Origin of the sequence: Salinicola halophyticus (assembly GCF_003206695.1) — a bacterium.
GTDB classification, from domain to species: Bacteria; Pseudomonadota; Gammaproteobacteria; order Pseudomonadales; family Halomonadaceae; genus Salinicola; species Salinicola halophyticus.
In genome coordinates, this window is the sequence record NZ_PZJN01000003.1 from 57,540 (window position 1) to 81,184 (window position 23,645).

General features: G+C 63.3%; 21 protein-coding genes. 13 read left to right on the forward strand and 8 right to left on the reverse strand.

Annotated features, from left to right (window positions below):
• Positions 1–131 precede the first annotated feature (131 nt).
• Both DOM58_RS02345 and ggt read right to left on the reverse strand, forming a co-directional pair.
• Entirely contained in the window at positions 132–1,307 is a 1,176-nt protein-coding gene (locus DOM58_RS02345; protein ID WP_110691634.1) for an MFS transporter, read from the reverse strand.
• A 121-nt stretch (positions 1,308–1,428) separates the two neighbouring features.
• Positions 1,429–3,108: a gamma-glutamyltransferase gene (gene ggt / locus DOM58_RS02350; protein ID WP_210403220.1), complete on the reverse strand. Its 1,680-nt coding sequence runs from the start codon at positions 3,106–3,108 to the stop codon at positions 1,429–1,431.
• A 295-nt stretch (positions 3,109–3,403) separates the two neighbouring features.
• Between ggt and rpe the strand changes: the two genes are divergently transcribed.
• The 5 genes from rpe (at position 3,404) to DOM58_RS02375 (ending at position 9,372) form a co-directional block, all read left to right on the forward strand.
• Complete coding sequence (gene rpe / locus DOM58_RS02355; protein WP_075571118.1) at positions 3,404–4,090, forward strand: ribulose-phosphate 3-epimerase; 687 nt, start codon at positions 3,404–3,406, stop codon at positions 4,088–4,090.
• 6 nt (positions 4,091–4,096) lie between these two features.
• The gene (locus tag DOM58_RS02360; protein WP_110691636.1) at positions 4,097–4,438 is read left to right on the forward strand and encodes a GIY-YIG nuclease family protein; all 342 of its coding nucleotides are present in this window, start codon (positions 4,097–4,099) and stop codon (positions 4,436–4,438) included.
• Between the two features lie 45 nt (positions 4,439–4,483).
• On the forward strand, positions 4,484–5,230 hold the full coding sequence (locus DOM58_RS02365; protein WP_075571120.1) for a ParA family protein: 747 nt from the start codon (positions 4,484–4,486) through the stop codon (positions 5,228–5,230).
• A gap of 75 nt (positions 5,231–5,305) precedes the next feature.
• Positions 5,306–7,045, forward strand: coding sequence for a VRR-NUC domain-containing protein (locus DOM58_RS02370; RefSeq protein WP_110691637.1), 1,740 nt, complete (start codon positions 5,306–5,308; stop codon positions 7,043–7,045).
• Entirely contained in the window at positions 7,042–9,372 is a 2,331-nt protein-coding gene (locus DOM58_RS02375; RefSeq protein WP_110691638.1) for an ATP-dependent DNA helicase, read from the forward strand. The genes DOM58_RS02370 and DOM58_RS02375 overlap by 4 nt, the downstream gene beginning before the upstream one ends.
• Before the next feature lie 198 nt (positions 9,373–9,570).
• Here DOM58_RS02375 and DOM58_RS02380 read toward each other — a convergent pair whose 3' ends face one another.
• On the reverse strand, positions 9,571–11,223 hold the full coding sequence (locus DOM58_RS02380) for a dihydroxyacetone kinase subunit DhaK (protein ID WP_110691639.1): 1,653 nt from the start codon (positions 11,221–11,223) through the stop codon (positions 9,571–9,573).
• Between the two features lie 40 nt (positions 11,224–11,263).
• Positions 11,264–12,562 (reverse strand): NAD(P)/FAD-dependent oxidoreductase, encoded by a 1,299-nt coding sequence (locus DOM58_RS02385; RefSeq protein ID WP_110691640.1) that lies wholly within the window; start codon positions 12,560–12,562, stop codon positions 11,264–11,266.
• Positions 12,563–12,887: 325 nt separating this feature from the next.
• Between DOM58_RS02385 and DOM58_RS02390 the strand changes: the two genes are divergently transcribed.
• The 3 genes from DOM58_RS02390 (at position 12,888) to DOM58_RS02400 (ending at position 16,029) form a co-directional block, all read left to right on the forward strand.
• Positions 12,888–13,553, forward strand: a complete 666-nt coding sequence (locus tag DOM58_RS02390) for a phosphoglycolate phosphatase (RefSeq protein ID WP_110691641.1) — start codon at positions 12,888–12,890, stop codon at positions 13,551–13,553.
• Positions 13,554–13,775: 222 nt separating this feature from the next.
• Positions 13,776–15,272, forward strand: a complete 1,497-nt coding sequence (trpE, locus tag DOM58_RS02395; RefSeq protein WP_110692018.1) for an anthranilate synthase component I — start codon at positions 13,776–13,778, stop codon at positions 15,270–15,272.
• Positions 15,273–15,408: 136 nt separating this feature from the next.
• Positions 15,409–16,029 carry a TVP38/TMEM64 family protein gene (locus DOM58_RS02400; protein ID WP_157957476.1) on the forward strand — a complete coding sequence of 207 codons (621 nt, stop codon included), beginning with the start codon at positions 15,409–15,411 and terminating at the stop codon, positions 16,027–16,029.
• A 63-nt stretch (positions 16,030–16,092) separates the two neighbouring features.
• On the opposite strand, the gene argF is transcribed toward DOM58_RS02400, so the two are convergent.
• A complete protein-coding gene (argF, locus tag DOM58_RS02405; protein ID WP_110691643.1) occupies positions 16,093–17,010 on the reverse strand; it encodes an ornithine carbamoyltransferase in 918 nt (305 codons plus the stop codon).
• 410 nt (positions 17,011–17,420) lie between these two features.
• On the opposite strand from argF, the gene grxD reads away from it, so the two are divergent.
• Entirely contained in the window at positions 17,421–17,768 is a 348-nt protein-coding gene (gene grxD, locus DOM58_RS02410; protein ID WP_075561978.1) for a Grx4 family monothiol glutaredoxin, read from the forward strand.
• A gap of 112 nt (positions 17,769–17,880) precedes the next feature.
• On the opposite strand, the gene rnt is transcribed toward grxD, so the two are convergent.
• Positions 17,881–18,546: a ribonuclease T gene (gene rnt, locus DOM58_RS02415; RefSeq protein WP_110691644.1), complete on the reverse strand. Its 666-nt coding sequence runs from the start codon at positions 18,544–18,546 to the stop codon at positions 17,881–17,883.
• Between the two features lie 211 nt (positions 18,547–18,757).
• Here rnt and DOM58_RS02420 point away from each other — a divergent pair, with 211 nt between their 5' ends.
• From DOM58_RS02420 to DOM58_RS02435, 4 genes are all read left to right on the forward strand, one after another.
• Positions 18,758–19,978: an argininosuccinate synthase gene (locus DOM58_RS02420; protein ID WP_110691645.1), complete on the forward strand. Its 1,221-nt coding sequence runs from the start codon at positions 18,758–18,760 to the stop codon at positions 19,976–19,978.
• Positions 19,979–20,045: 67 nt separating this feature from the next.
• Positions 20,046–20,351 (forward strand): HlyU family transcriptional regulator, encoded by a 306-nt coding sequence (locus DOM58_RS02425; RefSeq protein WP_110691646.1) that lies wholly within the window; start codon positions 20,046–20,048, stop codon positions 20,349–20,351.
• 152 nt (positions 20,352–20,503) lie between these two features.
• On the forward strand, positions 20,504–21,166 hold the full coding sequence (locus DOM58_RS02430) for a glutathione S-transferase family protein (RefSeq protein WP_110691647.1): 663 nt from the start codon (positions 20,504–20,506) through the stop codon (positions 21,164–21,166).
• Positions 21,167–21,285: 119 nt separating this feature from the next.
• Positions 21,286–21,798 carry a DUF1161 domain-containing protein gene (locus DOM58_RS02435; protein WP_110691648.1) on the forward strand — a complete coding sequence of 171 codons (513 nt, stop codon included), beginning with the start codon at positions 21,286–21,288 and terminating at the stop codon, positions 21,796–21,798.
• Between the two features lie 78 nt (positions 21,799–21,876).
• Here DOM58_RS02435 and nth read toward each other — a convergent pair whose 3' ends face one another.
• Positions 21,877–22,515: an endonuclease III gene (gene nth / locus DOM58_RS02440; RefSeq protein ID WP_110691649.1), complete on the reverse strand. Its 639-nt coding sequence runs from the start codon at positions 22,513–22,515 to the stop codon at positions 21,877–21,879.
• The gene (locus tag DOM58_RS02445) at positions 22,512–23,555 is read right to left on the reverse strand and encodes an RnfABCDGE type electron transport complex subunit B (protein ID WP_110691650.1); all 1,044 of its coding nucleotides are present in this window, start codon (positions 23,553–23,555) and stop codon (positions 22,512–22,514) included. The genes nth and DOM58_RS02445 overlap by 4 nt, the downstream gene beginning before the upstream one ends.
• Positions 23,556–23,645 lie beyond the last annotated feature (90 nt).

Below are 23,645 nucleotides of genomic sequence, written 5' to 3' on the forward strand. Positions count from 1 at the left end.
TTATTAGCGATAGTGGCAAGGCTAAATAAACCCGAATGGAATGACAATTCGTTTTGATAGAACCTTTTATTATATGTTGGCGCGGTTATTCCATAAGGCGCCACCCAAGAACCCAAGAAGAGATGCGCTTTCTAGACTGGCTCAACGTGAGCCATGCGAGACGGCTTGCCGATCCGGTAAAGTCCGACCAGACCCAGCAGTGGCCCGGGCAGCAACCACCAGGCAATCGTCGCCCCCCAGGTGGAGAGCGCCGGGACCAGCAGGCCAATCGAGGCGGCCGAAATGGCGAAGCCGATGGCGTTCTGCAGCGTCAGCGCGCTACCGATCAGTGTCGGTGGACAGGCGCCGGCGGATAGCGCCGAGAACTGCGGCGAGTCGATTACCGCGAGAAGGCTCCACAGGCCCAGAAATCCGACCAGCGGGGCGTAGCCGATATGAGGCGCCAGCCAGGGGTACGCCAGACAGCAAAGCGCCGAGCCCGTCAGTCCTGCGGCGGCGACTCGGCGGCTGCCAAGGTACTGGCTCATCCAGCCGCCCAACCAGCAGCCGGGAGCGCCGATTGCGATCAGGGCAAACGAGGTCAGCGCCAGCGTTCTCGAGGAGATCGTCGGATCTGCAGCTATCAGTAGCAATGGGATGAGCGTCCAGAGGGTGTAGAGCTCCCACATGTGGCCGAAGTAGGCGCCGGCCGCACGACGGAAATCAGCGATCCGGAACGCCCCCAGCCCGGCCAGGCGCGATGATGTGGAGGGAGATGCCCTCGGCTCGCTCGGGGCATCACCCAGTCGCCACACGGCGATACCGGCTATCAACGCTAGCAGCGAGGCGAGCCAGAGCGTCAGCCGCCAGTTGCCTCCCCAGTGTATCCCGGCGAGCAGATGAGGCATCGCGGTACCCAGGACCAGCATGCCGACCAGCCATGCCAGGCCCAGGCCGGTGCGCTTCGGAGCCCAGCCCACCATCAGTTTCATGCCGATGGGGTAGATGCCGGCGAGCGATAGCCCGGTCACCACGCGCAGCCCGACCGCCGACTCCAGGCCGTTGGCGTAGGGCAGCAACGCGTTGGAAAGGGCGCCGATCAGACATGCCAGCGCGAATAGCCGGCTGGCCCGCGTGCGATCGGCAAGGCCGCTGAGACCGAGACCCAGCGTGCCGAGCAGAAACCCGAACTGCACCGCGCCGGTCAGCCAGCCCAGGTCGCCTGGAGAAAGCTGCCACAGGCGCTGGAGATCGTCGATCACCGCGTTGGGCGTGAACCACAGTGCGGTGCCGAACCATTCGGCGATGGCAATGATGACAATCGGCATCGGGACTCCTGTGCGCATGCGGCGTTCCCGGCGGCATGATACTGAATCGACGCCAGCGATCCGCCGCACCTCGAAACCCTTGATGGCGCTGCAGATCGCTGGCGATGGATCAGCGGCTAATTCAAAGCCCCATGGCCGACGACGTCGAACGTCGCGGATCGGCGCCGCCGGTGAAGGTGCCGTCATCCTCGATCAGGATAGATTGCGCCGCGCCCATCGCTTCCTGCTGGCTCACCTTGTGGCCCATCGCTTCGAGCAGAGCGATGGTATCCGGGCTGATGCCGTCCTCGATGCGGATCTCGTCCGGCAGCCACTGGTCGTGAATCCGGGGGGCGCTGACCGCGCTCTGGATATTCATGCCATGGTCGATCACGTTCATCACCACCTGGAGCGTAGTGGTGATAATGCGTGAGCCGCCCGGGCTACCGGTCACCAGGAAGTTCTTGCCATCCTTCTTGACGATGGTCGGCGTCATCGACGAGAGCATGCGCTTCTCCGGTTCGACCTTGTTGGCCTCGCCGCCGATCAGGCCGTAGGCGTTGGGCGTGCCGGGCTTGGCCGAGAAATCGTCCATTTCGTTGTTGAGCAGAAAGCCGGCGCCGTCGACGACGATGCCCGAGCCGTAGCTGAAATTGATGGTGTAGGTATTGGAAACGGCCAGGCCGCTATCGTCGGCGATCGAGAAATGCGTGGTCTCGTTGGACTCATAGGGCAGCGGATGACCGGCGGCGATCTCCTTGCTCGGCGTGGCGTGGTCGAGATCGATTTGCGCGCGCAGTTCTTCGGCGTAAGCCTTCGACGTGATGCCCTTCAACGGCACATCGACGAAATCGGTATCCCCGAGATACTCGGCCCGGTCGGCATAAGCGCGCTTCATCGCCTCGCTCATGACATGGATCGTCCGCGCCGAGTTGAAGCCCATGGCATGGATGTCGTAGCCCTCGAGGATGTTGAGCATCTGGACGATATGCGCGCCGCCGGAGGAGGGCGGGCTCATGGCGTAGATGTCGTAGCCGCGATAGGTGCCGTGCACCGGCTCGCGAATCGTCGGTTGGTAACCGGCCAGATCCTTCGCCGTCATCAGACCACCGTGGTTCTTCATTTCTGTGGCGATCAGCTCGGCTGTCTTGCCTTCGTAAAACTCCCGCGGGCCCTTGTCGGCAATGCGCTTGAGCGTCGCGGCGAGGTCAGGCTGACGGAATCGCTCGCCGGCACGATAGAGCGAACCGTCCGGCTTGTAGAACACCTTGCGGGTAGAGTCCCACTGCTTGAGTCGATCCTGAGCTTCGTCCAGCCCCTCCGCGAAGCGCGGCGGAATGACGAAGCCTTCGTCGGCCAGCTTGATCGCCGGGGCGAGCGCCTGCGGCAGCGTGAGCGTGCCGTACTTATCCAGCGCCAGGGCCAGCCCGGCAACCGTGCCAGGCACGCCGGACGCATTGTGGGTGTAGCGCGAAAGCTCGGAGACGGCCTCCCCCTGTTCGTTCTGGAACATGGTTTCGTAGGCCGCGGCGGGTGCCTTCTCGCGATAGTCGATGGCGATGACCTTGTCGCTTTTTTCGTCCGAAATCAGCATGAATCCGCCGCCACCGATATTGCCCGAGCGGGGTTGTGTCACCGCCAGCGCGAACCCGGCGGTAACGGCCGCATCGACGGCATTGCCACCGCCTTCGAGCACGTCATGCGCGATCTGCGAAGCCAGATAATGGCTGGTCGCCACCATGGCGTGTTCGCCGACCTGGGGATGGAAGCGCTCGCCCTCGAGGATCGCCGACTGGGCCAGTGCAGGCGTCGAAAACGCCATCGAGAATGTCGCCGAGACCGCGGTGGTCAGGCAGAAAACGGAGAGCGCAATGACCCGGCGAGCGGGCAGCGCGGGAGCAATGAAGCGAGGCATGAAATGTCCCCCAGAAGCGTCGTTGTTGTATGTGACCGACGTGATACGCGCGGTCGAGGCCAGATGCAGTATAGAAAGAGTCGACGCCAACCGCGTCATCGTCTTCGGTGGCGCAGTGGTTTTACGTCCGGCGCCGCCAAAGATCGCAAAGCGTGCGCTAGAATGAGCGCCAGAAGCCAGCCTGCATAAGGATTTTTCGCTCATGCGCGATTTCAAGATTGCCCCCTCGATTCTGTCCGCCAACTTCGCCTGTCTGGGACAGGAGGTCGAAGACGTGGTGGCATCGGGCGCCGACATCATCCATTTCGACGTCATGGACAACCATTACGTACCCAACCTGACGATGGGGCCGATGGTGTGCGAGGCGCTGCGCAAGCATGGCATCACCGCGCCGATCGACTGCCATTTGATGGTCAAGCCGGTAGATCGGCTGATCGGGGACTTCATCGATGCCGGGGCCAGCTACGTGACATTCCATCCGGAGGCGTCCGAGCATATCGACCGCTCGCTACAGCTCATTCGCAGCCACGGCTGCAAGGCGGGGCTGGTGTTCAATCCCGCAACGCCGCTTTCCCACCTGGATTACGTTATGGACAAGGTCGACATGATCCTGATCATGAGCGTCAACCCCGGCTTTGGCGGGCAATCCTTCATACCTGCGGCGCTCGACAAGCTGCGCGAGGCGCGTCGGCGCATCGACGCCAGCGGCCTGCCGATCCGGCTGGAAGTCGACGGGGGCGTGGGCCCGGACAATATCGCCGAGATCGCCCGAGCGGGGGCCGACACGTTCGTTGCCGGCTCGGCGATCTTCAAGGCGCGAAATCTCGATGATCCCAATCGCTACGACGGCGTGATCGGCAAGATGCGCTCGGCCCTCGCCGCGAGCTGACAGGGCATGTCGACGACCGCCGAAGCATCGACGCCGCCCGTCGAGCCGCGCCAGTGGTATCTCTATCTGGTCGAGATGGCCAATGGCGCGCTCTACACCGGCATCACCACCGATGTCGCCCGACGGTTCGCTCAGCACGCCCGCGGCCGTGGCGCACGGGCGCTGCGCGGCAAAGGGCCGCTGACTCTGCGCCACGCCCAGGCGGTCGGCAGTCACGGCGACGCGCTCCGGCTCGAGGCCTCGATCAAGCGGCTGAGTGCCGAGGGCAAGCGCCGCTGGATCGAGCGACATCGACTGTCATCGTTCTGTCACCAGATTGTCATCGTCCCGGATCCCGCGGCACCGTAGAATTCCAGTCACCGTCCGACGACGTCGACCTGGAACGCTTCGATCATGAAAGTGGTGGCACTGCACAACCTCAAAGGCGGCGTCGGCAAGAGTTCCGCCGCCGTCAACCTGGCCCGCGAGGCCAATCGCGATGGCCTGCCGGTACTGCTGTGGGATCTCGATGCCCAGGGGGCCTCGACCTGGATACTGGGCGGGGAGAACGGCATGAGCCGCAAGGTCGGCAAGCTGCTGTCGGGGAAGTCGCCGCTGGGTGAGCAGGTGCAGCACACCCCCTGGGAGCGTTTCGATCTGCTGCCGGCGGATATGCGACTGCGCGAGCTCGATCGTATCCTCGAGGACAAGGCCGAGGGCGACAAGCACCTCAAACGGTTGATCGCGCCATTCAGCGAGGAGTACGCGCTGATGATTCTGGACTGCCCACCCGGGCTCTCCACGCTGGCCGAACAGCTGATCCGCGCCGCCGATCGCATCCTGGTGCCGACGATTCCCAGCCCGCTGTCGGTGCAGGCGTTCTCGCGGATGCTGGCGCATCTCGAGCTCAAGAAGCGCCAGCGCGAACGCGTCCTGCCGTTCTTCAATCTGGTCGATCGACGTCGGCGTCTGCACTGCGAGTGGATCGATTCCCCGCCCGAGGCGTTGGGGCGGACGCTGGAGAACTGGATCCCCTACGCCAGCGACATCGAGCGCATGAGTCTCGAAAACCGGCCGCTGGCGGATCTGGCACCTCGCAGCCGTGCCACTCACGCCTATCGCCGTCTGTGGCAGGAACTCAAGACGGAATTGGGGGAGTAGCCGCGCCAAGGCTTCGAACGTTCGTGCAGGGTCTGTATACTTACCCAGTGTTTTGAGTCCGACGCTGGGGACCCCATGGCGCTGCCGACGCTCGAAGATCCGCTTTACTATCTCGCCAACTTTCGCCGCGTGCTCGACTGGTTGACGTCGCGCTACGCGGATCTGCTGAGCGCCGAAGAATCGGCGTTCATTGCGGCTTTCGAACGCTTGCCTCAAGCCTCTCAGGCGCTGCTGGTGCGAATGGTCATGCGCAAGGGCGCCGATTTTCGCGCCAGTCGCCTGGTCTATGCCGAGATCGGCGACAGCTATCACGCGGCGGGCCCGCTGCTCGAGGCCGGCTGGGTCGAGGAGGGCGCGCCGCTGACGCTGGAAACCCTGTTCACGCTGGTGACTCGAGCGGAAATCGCCGCCGACATGGCCCCGTGGCTCGTGGAACTCGGTATCGGCAAGAGTGCCAGCAAGCGTGTCTGGCTTTCGGCGTTGCAGGCGGAGTCGCCGGATCCTCGTCCGCTGGCCGAGTGGCTGCCGACGCTGGAAGAGCGTCACTATCGTCTGAACGTCGACGCCATGTGCGAGCGCTTCCGACTGATGTTTTTCGGCAATCTGCGTCAGCACTGGTCGGAATTCGTCCTGGCGGAACTCGGCGTCTATCGCTTCGAGGCCGTCGAGCTGGATGCCGCCTCGCGAGCGTTCTCCCGGCGTGAGGAACTTGAGGCCTATCATCATCTGCACCGCTGTCGCGAACGCTTCGACGCCGACGAGCCGATGGAGTCGCTGTTGCCGGATATCCCGCGAATCGCATTCGACAACGACTGGCTAGAGCGCCGGCGAGGCCGCCTGATCTACAAGCTGGCCTATCGTCTCGAGCGCCAGGGCGAGCTCGATCAGGCCTTGGCGCTCTATCGAGACTGCTCGGCGCCGGAAGCTCGGCTTCGTCAGATTCGCGTGCTCGAAGCCCAGCAGGAATTGAGCGATGCGCTGACACTGGCCGGGCAGGCCGAGACAGCGCCCGTCAGTGCCGCGGAGAGTCAGGCGCTGGAACGCGTGCTGCCGCGGCTGCGGCGCAAACTGGGCGTGGTTTCAGCCAGACGCTCGAAAGCACCGGAACCCCCACGTCTCGATCTGACATTGCCTCGGGCATCCAGCGTCGAGCTGGCGGTGGCCCGGCATCTCACCCGCGACGAGGCGCCGGTCTGCTATGTGGAGAACGTGCTCGTCAACGGCCTGTTCGGACTGCTCTGCTGGGAGGCGATCTTCGCGCCACTGCCCGGGGCATTCTTCCACCCGTTTCATAACGGTCCGACCGATCTGTTCGAGGTGGACTTTCAGGCCCGCCGTCGCGAACTGATCGATGGCTGCCTGGGGTCGCTCGAACGGGGCGATCATGCGGAGATCATCCGCCGCCGCTATCACGACAAACGCGGCATCCAATCACCGTTCGTGTTCTGGGAAGCGCTCGACGAGCGCGTGCTGGAGCTGGCCCTGCAGTGCATTCCCGCCAGTCATCTTCGCCTCTGGTTCGAGCGTCTGCTCGGCGATATCCGCGCCAATCGCGCCGGGATGCCGGACCTGATCCAGTTCTGGCCGGGCGCTGCCGATGACTCGCCGGATGCCAGCACGAGCGAGTCGCCGGCGTATCGCATGATCGAGGTCAAAGGCCCCGGCGATCGCCTGCAGGACAACCAGAAACGCTGGCTTCAGTTCTGCGCCCGCCACGATATGCCAGTCAGCGTCTGCTACGTCACCTGGGAGGCCCCAAACGGCGAAACGACAGCCGCGAGCGATGATGAGAGCATGGCGGGAGTGCTTTCTTGAGCTACCGGATCGCCGTTCGCGCGCTGTGTGAATTCGCGGCCAAGCGCGGCGATCTCGATCTGCGCTTCACGCCGTCGCCCTCTGCGCAGGAGGGCATTGCCGGTCATCAACTGGTCGGGGAGCGACGCGGCGAACGCTACGAACGTGAAGTTGCTCTGCGCGGTAGCTATCGCCATCTGGAGGTGCGCGGCCGCGCCGACGGCTACGATCCCGCCGCCAATCGGTTGGAGGAGATCAAGACGCATCGTGGCGATCTCTCCCGCCAGCCGGCCAACCAACGCGCGCTGCACTGGGCGCAGGCCAAGGTCTACGGTCATCTGCTCTGTGTCGAGCGGGGCCTGGATCAACTGACGGTGACGCTTACCTACTTCGATATCGTCAGCCAGCGCGAAACCCCGTTGAGCGAGTCCTGTTCGGCGGATGAACTGCGAGAAGTGTTCGAGACACTCTGTCAGGCGTTTCTGGCCTGGGCGCAGCAGGAACTGGCCCACCGGCGGCGGCGTGATCGCGCGTTGCAGGCGCTGCGATTCCCGTTCGCCGGATTTCGGGACGGTCAGCGGCCGCTGGCCGAAACGGTCTACAAGTCGATCCACACCCGACGCTGGCTGATGCTGCAGGCGCCCACCGGTATCGGCAAGACGCTGGGTACGCTGTTCCCCATGCTCAAGGCGATGCCGGGCGAGCCGCTGGACAAGATCTTCTTTCTGACGGCGCGCAACACCGGCCAGCGCCTGGCGCTCGATGCATTGCGTTCGTTGGGTGCCGAACGCCAACGGCTCGAGGGGGCCGGCCCGAACGAGTCCGGGTGCGACGATATCGATAGCGCAGTCGAAGCGGTGCCCTTGCGCGTGCTGACGCTGACTTCCCGTGACAAGGCCTGCGAACATCCTGACAAGGCCTGTCACGGTGACTCCTGCCCGCTGGCGTCGGGATTCTACGATCGGCTGCCCGCGGCGCGCGTGGCGGCGGTCGAGCGCGGCTGGCTGGACCGGGCCGGCTTGCGAGACATCGCGCTCGGCCATGAAATCTGCCCCTACTATCTGGGTCAGGAGATGGCGCGCTGGGCCGACGTCGTCATCGGCGACGTCAACTACTGGTTCGATTTCCACGCCATGCTCTACGCCTTGAGCCAGCAGCAGCAGTGGCAGGTCGGTCTGCTCGTCGACGAGGCGCACAATCTGGTCGAGCGGGGGCGGGGCATGTACAGCGCGACGCTCGATCATGCCGCCTTCCGGCGGCTGAAGCCGACGCTGCCGGCGGCTCTCAAGAGGCCGCTGTCGCGAGTGGCGTCCGTCTGGCAGGCGCTGGCAGAGGAAAGTGACGTCGAATATCGCGTGCTCGAGACGCTGCCCGGCAAGTTGATCAATGCACTGCAACAGGCCGTCTCGCAGATCGTCGAGTATCAGAGCGAGCAGCCGATCCCGCTGGATAGCGAGCTACAACGGTTCGCGTTCGACGCCCAGCACTTCTGTCGCGTCGCCGATGTCTTCGGCGATCACTCGATCTGTGATGTGACGCGGCAGTCTCCCCGTGGCCGCCAGCGCAATGCCGGCGCCCGGGTGACGTTGCGCAACGTGGTGCCGGCGCCGTTCCTGGCGCCGCGTTTTGCCGCAGCCCATGGCGGCACCCTGTTTTCCGCGACCCTGGCACCCGAAGCCTACTATCGTGACCTGCTGGGCGTGCCCGACGATGCCCCCTGGATGACGCTGGCATCGCCGTTTCAGGATTCGCAGCTGAGGGTCACAATCGCCGCGCAATTATCGACCCGTTACACCGACCGCGAGTCATCCCTGGCACCGCTGGCGGATCGCATCGCCGATCAGTTCCGGGCAGCCCGCGGTAACTATCTGGCATTCTTTTCGAGCTTCGCCTATCTGGAGCAGGTTGCCGATCGGCTGGCCGAGCGTCACCCCGAGGTTCCGATCTGGCGTCAGGCGTCACGTATGGACGATGACGCCCGCGAGGCGTTTCTGGGGCGGTTCGAGACGAGCGGGGAAGGCGTGGGATTCGCGGTGCTGGGCGGGATCTTCGGCGAGGGCATCGATCTGCCGGGCGATCGCCTGATCGGGGCGTTCGTGGCCACGCTGGGGCTACCCCAGGTCAACCCGGTCAACGAGCAGATGCGCGCCCGGCTGCAGACGCTCTACGGCCATGGCTACGACTACGCCTACTTTTTCCCCGGCATGCAGAAGGTGGTGCAGGCGGCCGGTCGCGTGATCCGCTCCGGAACGGATGAAGGGGTGATTCATCTGCTCGACGATCGGTTTGCCCGGCGAGAGGCCCAGGCGTTGCTGCCGGAATGGTGGCCTCCAGCAACGTTGGATTGAGGCAGTGGGAAATGAGTCTGTGCGTATCCTGCCGCCACCATCCGGCGGCTATTCAGCATCATGCTGGATGGCTCGGACGCAGCCGGGTCTTGCGATATGGATGTCGCAAGAGGCGTGCCTGGGCAGGGATGCCCTTGCACGCCGACCCGAAGCTGAGTTCGTGACATTCAGGATTTCGTCATGCAGGGCGCCAAACCGCTATTGCTCTCTCGCCAATGCCTCGAACACTCTTGCCACGGCTTCAGCGCCGGGATCGACGATACCCTTCAGCGCGCTTTCCGGCACGTAGGCGGAGCGTCCGGCATTGGCGCGGGTCAGCGCGGCGGTGGCCTGGGCGCCGTCGCGGGCGGCCTGCGCGGCCTGGGTGAGCGATTCACCCCGTTGCAACGATTCGATGGCGGGAATCAGGGCGTCGAGCATGGTGCGGTCGCCGAGTCCGGCACCACCGTAGGCCTGCATCTTTTCGACACCCGCGGCCAGCGCGTTGGCGAGTTCTCCGCGCCGATCCAATGACGCGCCAGTCGTAGTGAACAGGATCGACAGCAGCACGCCGCTGGAACCGCCCATGTCCCGCGCCAGCAGCTGGCCGATGCCGGCGAACAGCTGAGGCAGTGCCGCGGTATTCAGCCGTCCGGCCTGCAGTGCCCTGGCGATCGTGTCGGCGCCGCTCTGCATGCTGGCGCCAGCATCGCCATCGCCACTTTTGGCATCCAGCGCGTCGAGTTCCTTGCGCGACTGGCGCAGGGCGTCGATGATCCGTTCGAGGGCGGCGGCAGTGGTGGCGTCCTGCGGGGCATCCTCGACCAGCGCTTCATGATCCTGACGGGTATCCGGCGAAAAATGCGCAGGCGTCTGGATGGCACGTAATCCGGGCCAGCCGGGAGCGCTCGTCGGCGCTGATAGCGCGGTGACGATGTCGTCATCTGCCGGCAGCAGCGTGAGCGAAAAACCGTGCATGTCCAGCGAGGTCATCAGCGGCGCCGGGCCAATCAAGTGCGCTACCTGATCGATGCCAAGTTGACGCAGCAGGCTGGCGGCGAGTACACCCATCTCCTGGGTGGAGCAACTACCGAGGTCGTTGAGCATCGCGATCCAGGGCCCGGCGAGCTGACGATCGGCAAGCGCGTTGCGCAACGGATCCAGAACCAGGGTCATGGCGTCGTCGGCGCTTTTCGGATCGACCTCTCGTGTGCCGGTCTCGTTGTGAATCCCCAGCCCCAGCTCCGGGGGGCGCGCGGCGGCGTCCTGACCCGGCTGCGCCGCGGCGCTGAGCGCCATGCCTAACGACCCCATGCGCCGGCACAGCGCTCGAGCGCGTTCGCAGATGGTGTCGAGCGGCGTTGCCTGGCTGGTGAGATAACCGCTCAGCTTGTGCACCAGCACGGTACCGGCAATGCCTCGGGGCTGTGGGGCGTTCTCGATGGCCACGTCGTCGGCGACGATGACCATCGCGACGTTCAACCCTTCACTCCTGGCGCGCTCGGCAGCGAGCCCGAAGTTGAGCCGGTCGCCGGTGTAGTTCTTGACCACCAGCAGGCAGCCGGCATCGCCGCAGGCCTCGCGGATGGCCGCGAGTACCGCTTCGACGCTGGGCGAGGCAAACAGGCTGCCGGAGATCGCGCCGGTCAGCATGCCTTCACCGATATAGCCGGCGTGGGCGGGTTCGTGACCCGCGCCGCCGCCTGAGAGAATCGCGACCTGGCGGCGCCCTTGATCCTGCTTGTCCCAGTCGCTGCGAACCAGGATGCGCAGGCCGCTCTCCGGCTCGGCGACGCGCAGCGGGGCAGTCGCTGCCGCGGCATACAGAATGTCGTCGACCACATCGCCGGGGGCATTGTAGAAACGATCCATGTTGTCTCTCCGCTGGTGTTTCGAATTCGGGATCAACGCATCAGTGCAATTTCATTTTCGGGCGGATGTAGCGGTTGAGGCCATCGACGACGACGGTCATGCCGGTCTTGAAGATGCCGTGAATCGCCATCTGATGCATGCGATAGAGAGAAGCGTAGAACAACTTGGCAAGCCGGCCCTCGATGAACAGGCTGCGCGCCGACGCGCCACGCATGAGGCTACCGACCGCCTCGAAATGGGCCAGCGAGATCAACGAACCCCGATCGCGGTAGACGAAGGGCTTGAGCGGTTTGCCATCCATCGCCGCGCGCAGATTGTGATAGCAGTGGGTCGCCTGTTGGTGGGCGGCCTGAGCGCGCGGGGGGACGCGCTTGTCGTCGGGCTGAGGGCAGGAGGCGCAGTCGCCGAAGGAGAAGATGCGCTCGTCGTCCAGACTCTGCAGCGTCTGGCTGACCTTGATCTGGTGATTGCGCTCGGTGGCGAGACCCAGGTTCGACAGGAATTCGGGCGCGCGGATGCCGGCGGCCCAGACGCTGAGATCCGTTTCCAGCGGCTCGCCATCGGCGGTGATGAAGCCGTTGGCGTTGGCCTCGGTGACTCGAGTATCGACGTGAATCTTGACCCCCAGACGTTCGAGTTCGCCGTGAACGGCGCGGCTGATCCGCTCGGGCAGCGCCGGCAGAATGCGTGGCGCCGCCTCGATCAGGTGGACCTCGAGCTTGCCGCTATCCATCGCGGTGAAGCCGTAGCTGTGCAGCATGCGCGATGCGCCGAAGAGTTCGGCTGCCAGCTCGACACCGGTGGCGCCCGCACCGACGAGCCCGACGGTCAGCTTGGGGTGCGTCCTGCGCTCGGGATCGCTATAGCGTAGGAAGGTATTGAGCATGTTGCGGCGGAAGCTCTCCGCCTGCTGCGGGCTGTCGATGAAGTGGCAGTGCTTGGCAACACCGGGCGTACCGAAATCGTTGGAGACGCTGCCCACCGACAGGACCAGATAGTCATATTCAAGCTGGCGGGCCGGTAGCACGACCACGTCTTCGTGATCGTGGATCGCCTCGAGGGTGATGGTCCGGTTGTCGCGATCAATGGCGCTCAGCGTGCCGCGCTGGAAGCGATAGCCGTGACTCTTCGAGTGGCCCTGGTAGGAAACCTCATCGAGTCCGGAGTCGAGGGTGCCGGTCGCGATCTCGTGTAGCAGCGGTTTCCAGATGTGCGTCGGATTGCGATCTACGAGGACGATATCGGCACGCCGGGACTTGCCGAGCTTGCGACCCAGACGGGTTGCCAGCTCGAGTCCACCCGCACCGCCACCGACCACGACGATACGTGGTGTGGTCATGGGAAGCTCCAGACGGAAAATCGGAAAGGAAAGAAACCAGAACATTCGAGAAAAACGAGCATTGTCGAATCGGGAAGTCGCGTTGAAAGTCCGCAAAGCCGGTAACTGGCGAAAAGCAGGCACAGGAAGAGCCGAGTGATGACGATATCGGACTGTGAGACTGCGCATTCACGGAAAACGGCACCCGTCGATTCGACGAAAGATGGGCCAAAGGATACGCCGATCAGTGCCGCTTGGCATCCGTGGGTTGCGTAAACTTACGCCGTCTTGGGTAAGCTGGTGCCCGCACGCCCATCTTTCGGTCCGTTCTCACAAGGGAGCTCTCATGCATCCGCTGCTTCACGATATTCGCCTGGTGGCGTTCGACCTCGACGGAACGCTGATCGACTCCGTCCCCGATCTGGCTGCGGCAGTGGATGGCATGCTCGTCGAGCAGGGCTTCGAGTCGGTGGGCGAGGCCAGGGTCCGCAATTGGGTGGGCAATGGTTCCCGCAAGCTGGTCGAGCGCGCGTTGGCCTGTGTCACGGATGAGGCGCCAGATTCGTCACTGATCGACGCGAGCCACGATCGCTTCCTGCGCCATTATCACGCGGCCCCCTGCGAGCGGACCCGCGTGTACCCCGGCGTGCGAGAGGCGCTGGATGCCCTCGAGGCGGGCGGGTTCATCGTTACCCTGATCACCAACAAGCCCGCGGCATTCATCGATCCGATTCTCGAAGCGCTGGATTTGCGCCGCTATTTCCGTACCACGCTGGGCGGGGATTCGCTGCCGGAGAAAAAGCCGCATCCGGCGCCGTTACTGCATCTGGCGACGCAGTACGGGGTCAATCCCGCGCAGTGTCTGATGGTGGGGGATTCACGCCATGACGTGGAGGCGGGAAGGCGCGCAGGCTTTCGCACGCTGGCCGTACCCTATGGGTACAACCACGGCGAGCCGGTGGCATCCAGCCGCCCGGATGGCGTAGTTGAATCGCTCCGGGAACTCGTTTAGGGTTTCCGAATCGGCGCCACGGCAGATGTGGCGCCGGTTTTGTGTACCTCCCCGGTGTTTTCCCGTTTCTCCTTCGACCGAGCTTTGACATGCGACCGGATACCCAACGTCTTTTCAGCCCCAGCGCGTCGATTCGCCACGTCACGTGTTGGCGATGGTGACTGTCAGCCGATTCCCTCGATTGTTGATTGCTGATTTTCACTGCTGGAGCCCGGTCCCATGATGACCCCTGATCGCTTTGCCGAGCTGGCACAAGCCGGCTACAACCGTATTCCGGTCACCCGAGAGGTGCTGGCCGATCTGGATACACCGCTTTCCACCTATCTCAAACTGGCCGACGCGCCCTGGACCTTTCTGCTCGAGTCGGTGCAGGGCGGCGAGAAGTGGGGCCGCTACTCGATCATCGGCCTGCCCAGCCGGGAGCGCATCGAGGTCCGGGGTTTTACCGTTCGACATATCGTCGACGGAGAACAGCACGGCGCCAGCGAGGTCGAGGATCCGCTGGCCTGGATCGAGCGGTTCCAGTCCCGTTTCAAGGTGCCTCAGCTCGATGACCAGCCGCGCTTCGATGGTGGCCTGGTCGGTTATTTCGGCTACGACACCATCCGCTACATAGAGCCCAAGCTGCGCACCTCGCTTGCCGCCGAAAAGCCAGACCCCATCGGGGTGCCGGATATTCTGCTGATGGTGTGCGACGATCTGGTCGTCTTCGATAATCTCTCGGGTCGTCTTCAGCTGTGGACGCATGCCGACCCCGAGACGCCTCACGCCTACGCCAACGCCGTCGAGCGTCTCGAGACGCTGGAACTGAAGCTCCGCAGTGCCACTGTCAATACGCTGAGCCCGGGAACGGGGCGTGCTGACGTTGCCGAAGACGATTTTCACGCCAGTTTCAGCGAGCAGGGGTACAAGGACGCGGTCGCCAAGATCAAGGAATACGTGCTGGCGGGCGATGTGATGCAGTGCGTGCCGTCCCAGCGCATGTCGATCCCTTATCAGGCGCCGCCGCTGGACCTCTACCGTGCGCTGCGCAGTCTCAACCCGTCTCCCTACATGTTTTTCCTGAATCTCGACGATCATCACGTGATCGGCTCCTCGCCGGAAATTCTGACCCGGCTGGAAGATGGCGAAGTGACCGTGCGCCCCATTGCGGGCACGCGGCCGCGCGGCGCCACGCCGGAACAGGACAAGGCACTGGAAGAGGAGCTGCTGGCCGATCCCAAGGAGATTGCCGAGCACCTGATGCTGATCGACCTAGGGCGCAACGATATCGGCCGCATCAGCCAGGTCGGAACCGTCGAATTGACCGACAAGATGGCGATCGAGCGCTATTCCCACGTCATGCACATCGTCTCCAATGTCACCGGCAAGCTCAGCGACGGCATGTCGGCGATGGACGTGCTGCGAGCAACTTTCCCGGCGGGTACGCTTTCGGGCGCGCCCAAGATCCGGGCGATGGAGATCATCGACGAACTCGAACCAGTCAAGCGCGGCGTCTATTCCGGGGCGGTCGGGTATCTTTCCTGGCACGGCAACATGGACATGGCGATCGCCATTCGTACCGCCGTGCTGAAGGATGGCGAGCTCCACGTGCAGGCGGGCGGCGGGATCGTGGCCGACTCCAATCCCGACGACGAATGGAACGAGACGCTCAACAAGCGTCGCGCGCTGTTCCGCGCCGTGGCGATGGCCGAGAAAGGGCTCGATAATCTGGAGTAGGTAGCGGCTCGGCCGGGTTGTCATCACCCGGTCACGATGATCGGTTTAGATCGGGGGCATGCGACAGACTGCCTCCGATCGATTTCCTGCCAATACCGACCTGGTGCCCGGGCGAGCTCGCGTGAGGCGACGGGCCGTGATTCTCGCCCTCGCGTCGCTCGTTGCGGTTCTCATTGCCTGGAGCGGCGTCTCGCGGGAAGCGCTCGAGGCGCTGCACCCACTGGCATTGCTGATTGCCATGGCGGGCTTGCCGGCGCTGGGTATCCCGATGACGCCTTTCTACATTCTCGCCGGATTGCGCTTCGGCGTGCCGACCGGGCTAATGTTCTCGGCGACGGCGACGCTGCTCAACCTGCTGCTCTGCTATGCGATCGCCAGCGGCCAACTGCGGCCGGTTCTTCGTGCCTCCATCGAACGGCGTTTCCCGGCGCTGGCAGGACTGAATGATGCCCGCCAGGATGCCTGGCGCGTCACATTCCTGATCAAGCTCGTTCCCGGCGTCCCGATGTTTCTCAAACACTACGCGCTGGGGATTGCCGGCGTCCCGCTGTCGATCTACCTGAGCGTTGCCCTGATGACCACCGGCCCTTACGCCGTGGCTTTCGTGGTGCTGGGGCAGTCCGCGCTGACCGGTAACGTCGGCCAGGCACTGGTCGCGGCAGGAGTACTCGCGTTATTCATCGTGACGCTGAAAATGGCGATGGGATACCGGGCGCGATGCCGTATCCCGCAGCCGGCGGAGTCGCGAGAAGGGTAGCGATCGAGCGGGAACTGGCGCCGCGATCCTCGAGATGGATCGCGGCGTCTTTCTATCGACAGATCAGTCGACTTGGCCCAGCAGCAGAAATTCGATCAGCGCTTTCTGAGCGTGAAGCCGGTTGCCCGCTTCCTGCCAGATCACCGCGCGGGGATCGTCGAGTAGCGTGGTGCTGATCTCTTCGCCGCGATGGGCCGGCAGGCAGTGCAGGAAGATCGCCTCGCTCGAGGCCTGGTCGAGCAGTGCTTCGGTGACCTGAAAACCGGCGAAATCGCGCTCGCGCTTGGCCTGTTCCTCTTCCTGACCCATCGAGGCCCACACATCGGTCGTGATCAGGTCGGCGCCGCGAACGGCGTCGCTCGGGTCGCGGACGATGACAGCATTCTGGCCTGCAGCGTCGAGGATGTCCTGGCGCGGCTCGTAGCCTTCCGGGCAGCAGATGCGCAGCTGGAAATCGAACTGGCGCGCGGCGTTGATCCAGGAGTGGCACATGTTGTTGCCATCACCGATCCACACCGCGGTCTTGCCCTTGACGGGCCCACGACACTCGGTCCAGGTCATGACATCGGCCAGCAACTGGCAGGGATGGTAATCGTCGGTCAGCGCGTTGATTACCGACACCGAACTGGCGGCGGCGAATTGCTCGAGTCCGGCGTGGGAGAAAGTCCGGATCATCACCGCATCGACCATTTCCGAGAGCACCCGAGCGGTGTCGCCAATCGGTTCGCCGCGGCCGAGCTGAGTGTCGCGTGACGACAGAAACAGCGCATGACCGCCGAACTGCGCCATGGCGGTCTCGAACGACACGCGAGTCCGGGTGGAGGACTTCTCGAAGATCATCGCCAGGGTGCGATTACTGAACGGCGTGTAGGTCGGGCCGTCGGCCTTCAGCCGATTCTTGATCGTGATCCCGCGCTGGATCAGGTAGGCCAGCTCGTCGGCGGAAAGATCCAGCAGGGTCAGAAAATGGCGTGCGCTCATGGGCGGCTTCCTGTCGTGGCTTGACGTTGAGAAATTGGCTACAAGGCATGCGGCAATATCGAGGCGCGCCGCACGGCGAAATCGAGATCGTCGACCGCAATGGCGGGCTATCCACGGTAGGCGACTCGGAAACAATGAAAAAAGCGCCGCTTACCAGGCGCCTGCAAAGGTGTCTGGCGAGACGGCGCCGTGATCGGCCGATGTTGCGTTTCTGCGGTCGTGGCCGATCCGCGCGAAAGCCGATTATCCTAACCAGCCCCCAACGAGGGCGCAATGGCCCGGCGCGAGCCTGAATCGGCGGCAGGGGTGTTTTCAGTCGGTGTCATCAGTAGAATGGGAGTACGGTCATTCACACTCGCGTACACGCGAAGAGTCGGCATCGGCCCTCTCTTCCCGCTATAGGACGTCCCATGAGCGATACCATCGAAGCGATCAAGCAGCAGATCAACGACAACGCGATCCTGCTTTACATGAAAGGCTCGCCCCAGCTGCCGCAGTGCGGCTTCTCTGCTCAGGCGGTACAGGCGCTGATGGCCTGCGGCGAGAAGTTTGCCTTCGTCAACATTCTGGATAATCCGGATATTCGTACCGAGCTGCCGAAGTACGCCAGCTGGCCGACGTTCCCGCAACTGTGGGTCGACGGTGAGCTGGTAGGCGGCTGCGACATCATCGTCGAGATGTATCAGAACGGTGAGCTGGAGCCGATGGTCAAGGCGGCTGCCGCAAAATCGGCCGAGGCTTCTCCCAGCGACAGCTGAGTCTCCCGTTCGAGCTTTGTCTCCGAGACGCCCCGTCATTGCACGGGGCGTTTTTTTTCGAAATGCACTCGTTTCGAAATTCAGTCGTTTCGAAATTCGGTCGTTTCGGAACTCAGATCTCGTCGAGACCCTGTTCCTTCATCGCCAAATTCCAGCCGCCGAGATCCTTGAAGCGGTTGATGATGGCGCAGAAGAGTTCTGCAGTGCGCTCGGTATCGTAGCTCGCCGAGTGGGCCGAGGAGTTGTCGAAATCGATACCGGCGGCCTGGCAGGCACGTGCCAGAACCGTCTGGCCGTACGCCAGCGCCGAAAGGGTGGCGGTGTCGAAGCTGGAAAACGGGTGGAACGGGTTGCGCTTGATGTTGCAGCGCTGGATCGCGGCGTTCAGGAACCCCTGGTCGAAGGAGGCATTGTGGCCGACCAGGATGGCTCGCGTGCAGTCGTGGGATTTTATGGTCTTGCGAATCGGTTTGAAGATGCCGTCCAGGGCTTCGCGCTCGCTGACCGCAATTTGCTGGCGGAAGGCGCTGGAGAGATCGATTCCCGTGAAGTCCAGGGCGGACTGCTCGACGTTGGCACCCTCGAAGGGCTCGACATGGAAAGCGATAGTGTCCATCGGCAGCAGATTGCCTTGCTCGTCCATCGTCAGCGGCACGGCGGCGATCTCCAGCATGGCGTCCGTGGCTGAATTGAATCCGCCGGTTTCGATGTCTACCACCACCGGGAGATACCCGCGAAAACGCTGCGCCATCAGCTCCCTCATGCTGGCGTCCGACATGCAATGACTCCCGTTCCCTTGACGTAATGACGATGACGTGATGACGAAATCGCGATGATTAAACCGCGTAGAGTCTAGCAGTTTCGGCCATTGGCGTCCCGGCGGTTGGTGTTCGCGGCAGGCCCGGGGCGTTATAATCCAGCGTTTGTTCGGTCGCCGACCGCCGTATGCCACCGAAACCTTGTCCAACGAAACTCGAAGGAGCTGTCGCATGTCCGATATCAAGAAGGTCGTCCTCGCCTATTCCGGCGGCCTCGACACTTCCGTGATCGTGAAGTGGCTGCAGGAAACCTACGACTGCGAAGTGGTCACCTTCACGGCCGATATCGGCCAGGGCGAAGAAGTCGAGCCGGCCCGATCCAAGGCGCAGGCGCTCGGCGTCAAGGAAATCTACATCGAGGATCTGCGGGAAGAGTTCGTTCGCGACTACGTCTACCCGATGTTCCGCGCCAATACGATCTACGAGGGCGAGTACCTGCTCGGCACGTCGATCGCGCGCCCGCTGATCGCCAAGCGCCTGATCGAGATCGCCAACGAGACCGGTGCCGATGCGATCTCCCACGGCGCCACCGGCAAGGGCAACGATCAGGTGCGCTTCGAGCTGGGCGCCTACGCGCTGAAGCCGGGCGTCAAGGTCATCGCGCCTTGGCGTGAGTGGGATCTGACGTCGCGCGAGAAGCTGATGGCGTACTGCGAAGAGCATGACATCCCTGTCGATTTCTCCAAGAGCAAGAAGAAGTCGCCATACTCGATGGATGCCAACCTGCTGCATATCTCTTACGAGGGCGGCATTCTCGAAGACCCTTGGGCCGAAGCCGAAGAAGACATGTGGCGCTGGAGCGTCTCGCCGGAAGCCGCGCCGGACAAGCCGACCTATATCGAGCTGACCTACGAGAAAGGCGATGTCGTGGCGATCGACGGCGAGCCGCTCAAGCCTCACGAGGTTCTGGCGAAGCTGAATGAGGTGGGCGGCGACAACGGCATCGGCCGTCTCGACATCGTCGAGAACCGCTATGTCGGCATGAAGTCCCGTGGTTGCTACGAGACACCGGGCGGCACCATCCTGCTGCGCGCGCACCGCGCGATCGAATCGCTGACGCTCGACCGCGAAGCGGCGCATCTCAAGGACGAGCTGATGCCCAAGTACGCCAAGGTCATCTATAACGGCTACTGGTGGAGCCCTGAGCGCCGCATGCTGCAGGCGGCGATCGATGAAACCCAGGAATTCGTCAACGGCGTGGTACGCCTGAAGCTCTACAAGGGCAATGCCATCGTGGTGGGGCGCCAATCCGAACAGTCGCTGTTCGACGAGTCGATCGCGACGTTCGAGGATGACGCCGGCGCCTACGATCAGAAAGACGCCGAGGGCTTCATCAAGCTCAATGCGCTGCGTCTGCGGATCGCCGCGGGCAAGGGCCGTTCGGCCAGCTGAAGTCGCTCGACGGCACGGCCAACCATCGATGCCACGGCTCATGTCGCAGGCATATCGGGAGCAACACATGTTCAAGAAACTGTTTTCCGGACTATTGGGCAGTGGCGATGCCAAGCCCGCCGCGCCTAAGAAAGAGCGGGAGGCGATCGAGTACAAGGGATTTTTGATCATCCCGGATCCGCAGGACGTCGGCGGCCAGCATCGGGTCAGCGGCTTGATTCGCAAACCGGTCGAAGGTGGGGAGACGCTGGAGCGCCGGTTCGAGCGCTCCGATGTCGTCCCCGGCGAAGATGCCTGCGTCGAGTTGACGGTCGCCAAGAGCCAGCGTTACATCGATGACATCGGCGACGAGATGTTCGAGCAGGAGCATTGATGACGCTCGGCTGATCTTATCCACGGCGCCTTTACGGCGCCGTTTTTGCGATTGGCGACTTTGTCGATCGCTCTCTATTGTTAACTGAACCCGAGAGCTCTATCGACCTATCCAGGTCGAAACCTTCGACTATCCGGCAAGGAAGCCCGCTCATGATCACGGTTCACCATCTCGAAAACTCGCGCTCGCAGCGTATTCTGTGGCTGCTGGAAGAGCTGGGCGTCGAGTATCGGATAAAGACCTACCGGCGTGATCCCGTCACCATGCTGGCGCCCCCCGAGCTGAAGAAAGTCCATCCGTTGGGCAAGGCGCCGGTGATCACCGACGAGGCTCATACGGTGGCCGAATCCGGCGCGATCATCGAGTATCTCGTCGATCGTTATCACGGCGAGTCGCTGGTCCCGCAAGCCGGCACGCCGGAGCGCTTGCGCTACACCCATTGGCTTCACTATGCCGAGGGCTCGGCGATGCCGTTGCTGGTGATGCGGCTGGTGTTCTCGAAACTGGGCAAGCCACCGGTCCCGGCGATCATTCGTCCGATCGGCAAGTTGCTGGCTAATGGGGTTCGTCAGAAATTCCTCGATCCGCAGCTTCGCCTGCACTGTGACTACTGGGAGAGTGAACTCCGTCAACACGCCTGGTTCGCCGGGGACCAGTTCACGGCGGCGGATATTCAGATGAGTTTCCCGCTGCTGGCGGCAGAGAGCCGTACCGACCTTTCTGACTATCCCCAGATCCAGAAAGTGCTGCAGAACATGCGCGAGCGGCCGGCCTATCAGCGGGCGATCGAAAAAGGTGGTGAATTTCAGCTATGAAGCGTCCCGATACCGGACGCGATGTCCAGTCGATACGGCAACATGGCGTTCGAGATCACGAATACGCGAACGGCCAGCACGTCTGGTGATGTCGCGTTCAACGAGCTGAGGAATTAGCGATGCCATTCTCTTCCTGGAAAGCCGCGGTAGTCGCGGGTCTGAGCACTGCCGGTCTGGTGTCGTCGCTGAGCTGGGCTCAGGCGCAGTCGGCAACTTCTCCGTTCGATCAACAGCCGCAAACTCGACTGGCCTGCGAGCGTCTGAAAGCGGAAATCGATCGCACGATCCGAGACAATGGCGCGCGGCACTTCCTGCTCGAGATCGTCGACAACGCCCAGGTGGAAGGCGATGTCGTCAGAGAAGGCGAGGCTTTCGCCGGTGCCGAGGTGGTCGGTAGCTGCGACGGGGGCACGCGCAAGGTGGTCTACAGTCGCGAGGGGGCGACCGAAACGAGTGCCACTGGCGCGCAGGAGATGTCGTCGACAGCGGGTGACGACGCGTTGGACAACTCTGAAGGAAGCCGTCTGCCGGAAACTGCACCCGCGGCGCCGGAATCCAGCGGGGAAGATGCCGTGCCGTCGGAGGATGGCGCCGATGACGACGGTGGTCAGGAACCGGAATCCAGCCCCTGAGCTCTGAGTCCCGAGTCCCTGACCCCCTGAGAATGCCCGCGTACGCCTGATCGTGACTCGCCGATTATCGGTTCCGGGTCAGCCGATATCGATCTTGTCCGGATACTCGCACAGGTCCTCGATCACGCAGCTGCCGCAGCGCGGCTTGCGTGCCAGACAGGTGTAGCGGCCGTGCAGAATCAGCCAGTGGTGGGCGTCCTTGAGATAGGCCCGGGGCACGTGGCGTAATAGCTGGCGTTCCACCTCCAGCACGTTCTTGCCCTTGGCGATTCGGGTGCGATTGGCGACGCGAAAGATATGCGTGTCGACCGCCATGGTGAGCTCGCCGAAGGCCGTGTTCAGGATCACGTTGGCGGTCTTGCGACCGACGCCCGGGAGCGCTTCCAGTTCTTCCCGCGTTCGCGGGATATCGCCGTCGTGCTGCCCATCCAGGATATGACAGGTCTTCATCAGATTGTCGGCCTTGGTGTTATACAGGCCGATGGTCTTGATGTGCGTCTTCAGGCCATCGATGCCGAGATCGATGATCGCTCGCGGCGTATTGGCCACCGGAAACAGCTTTGCCGTCGCCTTGTTGACGCCCACATCCGTTGCCTGCGCCGATAGCAGTACCGCTGCCAATAGCTCGAAAGGCGTCGACCAGTTCAACTCGGTGGTCGGCGTAGGGTTGTCAGCCTTGAGGCGAGCGAAAATCTGTTCACGTTTGGTCGCGTTCATGAGGTCGTCCCGTCATCGTCGCCGCTGCTATCGGCGGGCGGATTGGCCGTGGAGTGGTCAGTCTCGATTCGATCGGCCGGCGCGCCGTTGGCAAAAGCGAGCAGCCGCTCCGCCGCAAGTATCTTGTCTTGCGCCTGAGCGACGCCATCCTGATCGCCCTGGCGTTGAAAATGGGCCAGTTCCTGGCGTGCCTTGCGTTTGGCCTCTTCGGCCGCGGCCACGGCAATATGCTGATGATCACGGGGGGGAGTTGACGACGATGCCGAGCCGAGCTGGCGATCGACGGCTTCGAGCTGGTGGTCGAAGCCCTCCAGGCGTTCGAGAAGCGCAGGGCGCTGCGCGTCGTCAGCTTTATCCAGCTGCCGGTGTAGGCGTTTCCGACGCGCCGTCAGTGTCGCCCGCTGCGCTTTCAGCGCCGTGGTGTCGATGGGGACGGGCTGGTGGTGTTCTTTTGGCGCTGCCTCGTCGGATGTCGTGCTGGCGCGAGCCGCGGCGGCGCGGCGTTCCCGCTGCTTGCGGCGCTTCTCCTCGGCCTTGCGTGCCAGGCGGGCATTGCGTGCGACAAAGCGCTGGCGGCCGTTTTCGGCACGCCAGTCGAGATATCGCTGCTGCTCGGCGTCGTTTCGGGCATCTGCCCACTGGGGATGCTCGATGAGATCGATGCAGTCGACCGGGCAGGGCGCAACGCAGAGTTCGCAACCGGTGCACTCGGATTCGATCACCGTGTGCATCTGCTTGGCCGCGCCGAGAATGGCGTCCACCGGGCAGGCCTGAATGCACTTGGTACAGCCGATGCATTCGGCTTCGCGAATCACCGCCATAAGCGGCGTCTGGGGCGGCTCGATCAGTTCGAGCGGGGGTTGGCCGGTGAGCGTTGCCAGTCGATCACGAGTCGTCTCGCCACCCGGTGGGCAGCGGTTGATCGCCTCTCCCTCGACGATCGCTTCCGCGTAGGGGCGACAGCCGTCGTGCCCGCACTTGCCGCATTGAGTCTGCGGCAATTCGGCATCGATGCGTTCAACGGTGATGGCGACTGTCATGAGATTTCCGAAAAGCGGGACGAACGGCCGCCCCCTGGCAGGGACAGCGCGGCATTATAGACGTTTGCCACGGACGCTTCGAGATTCAGG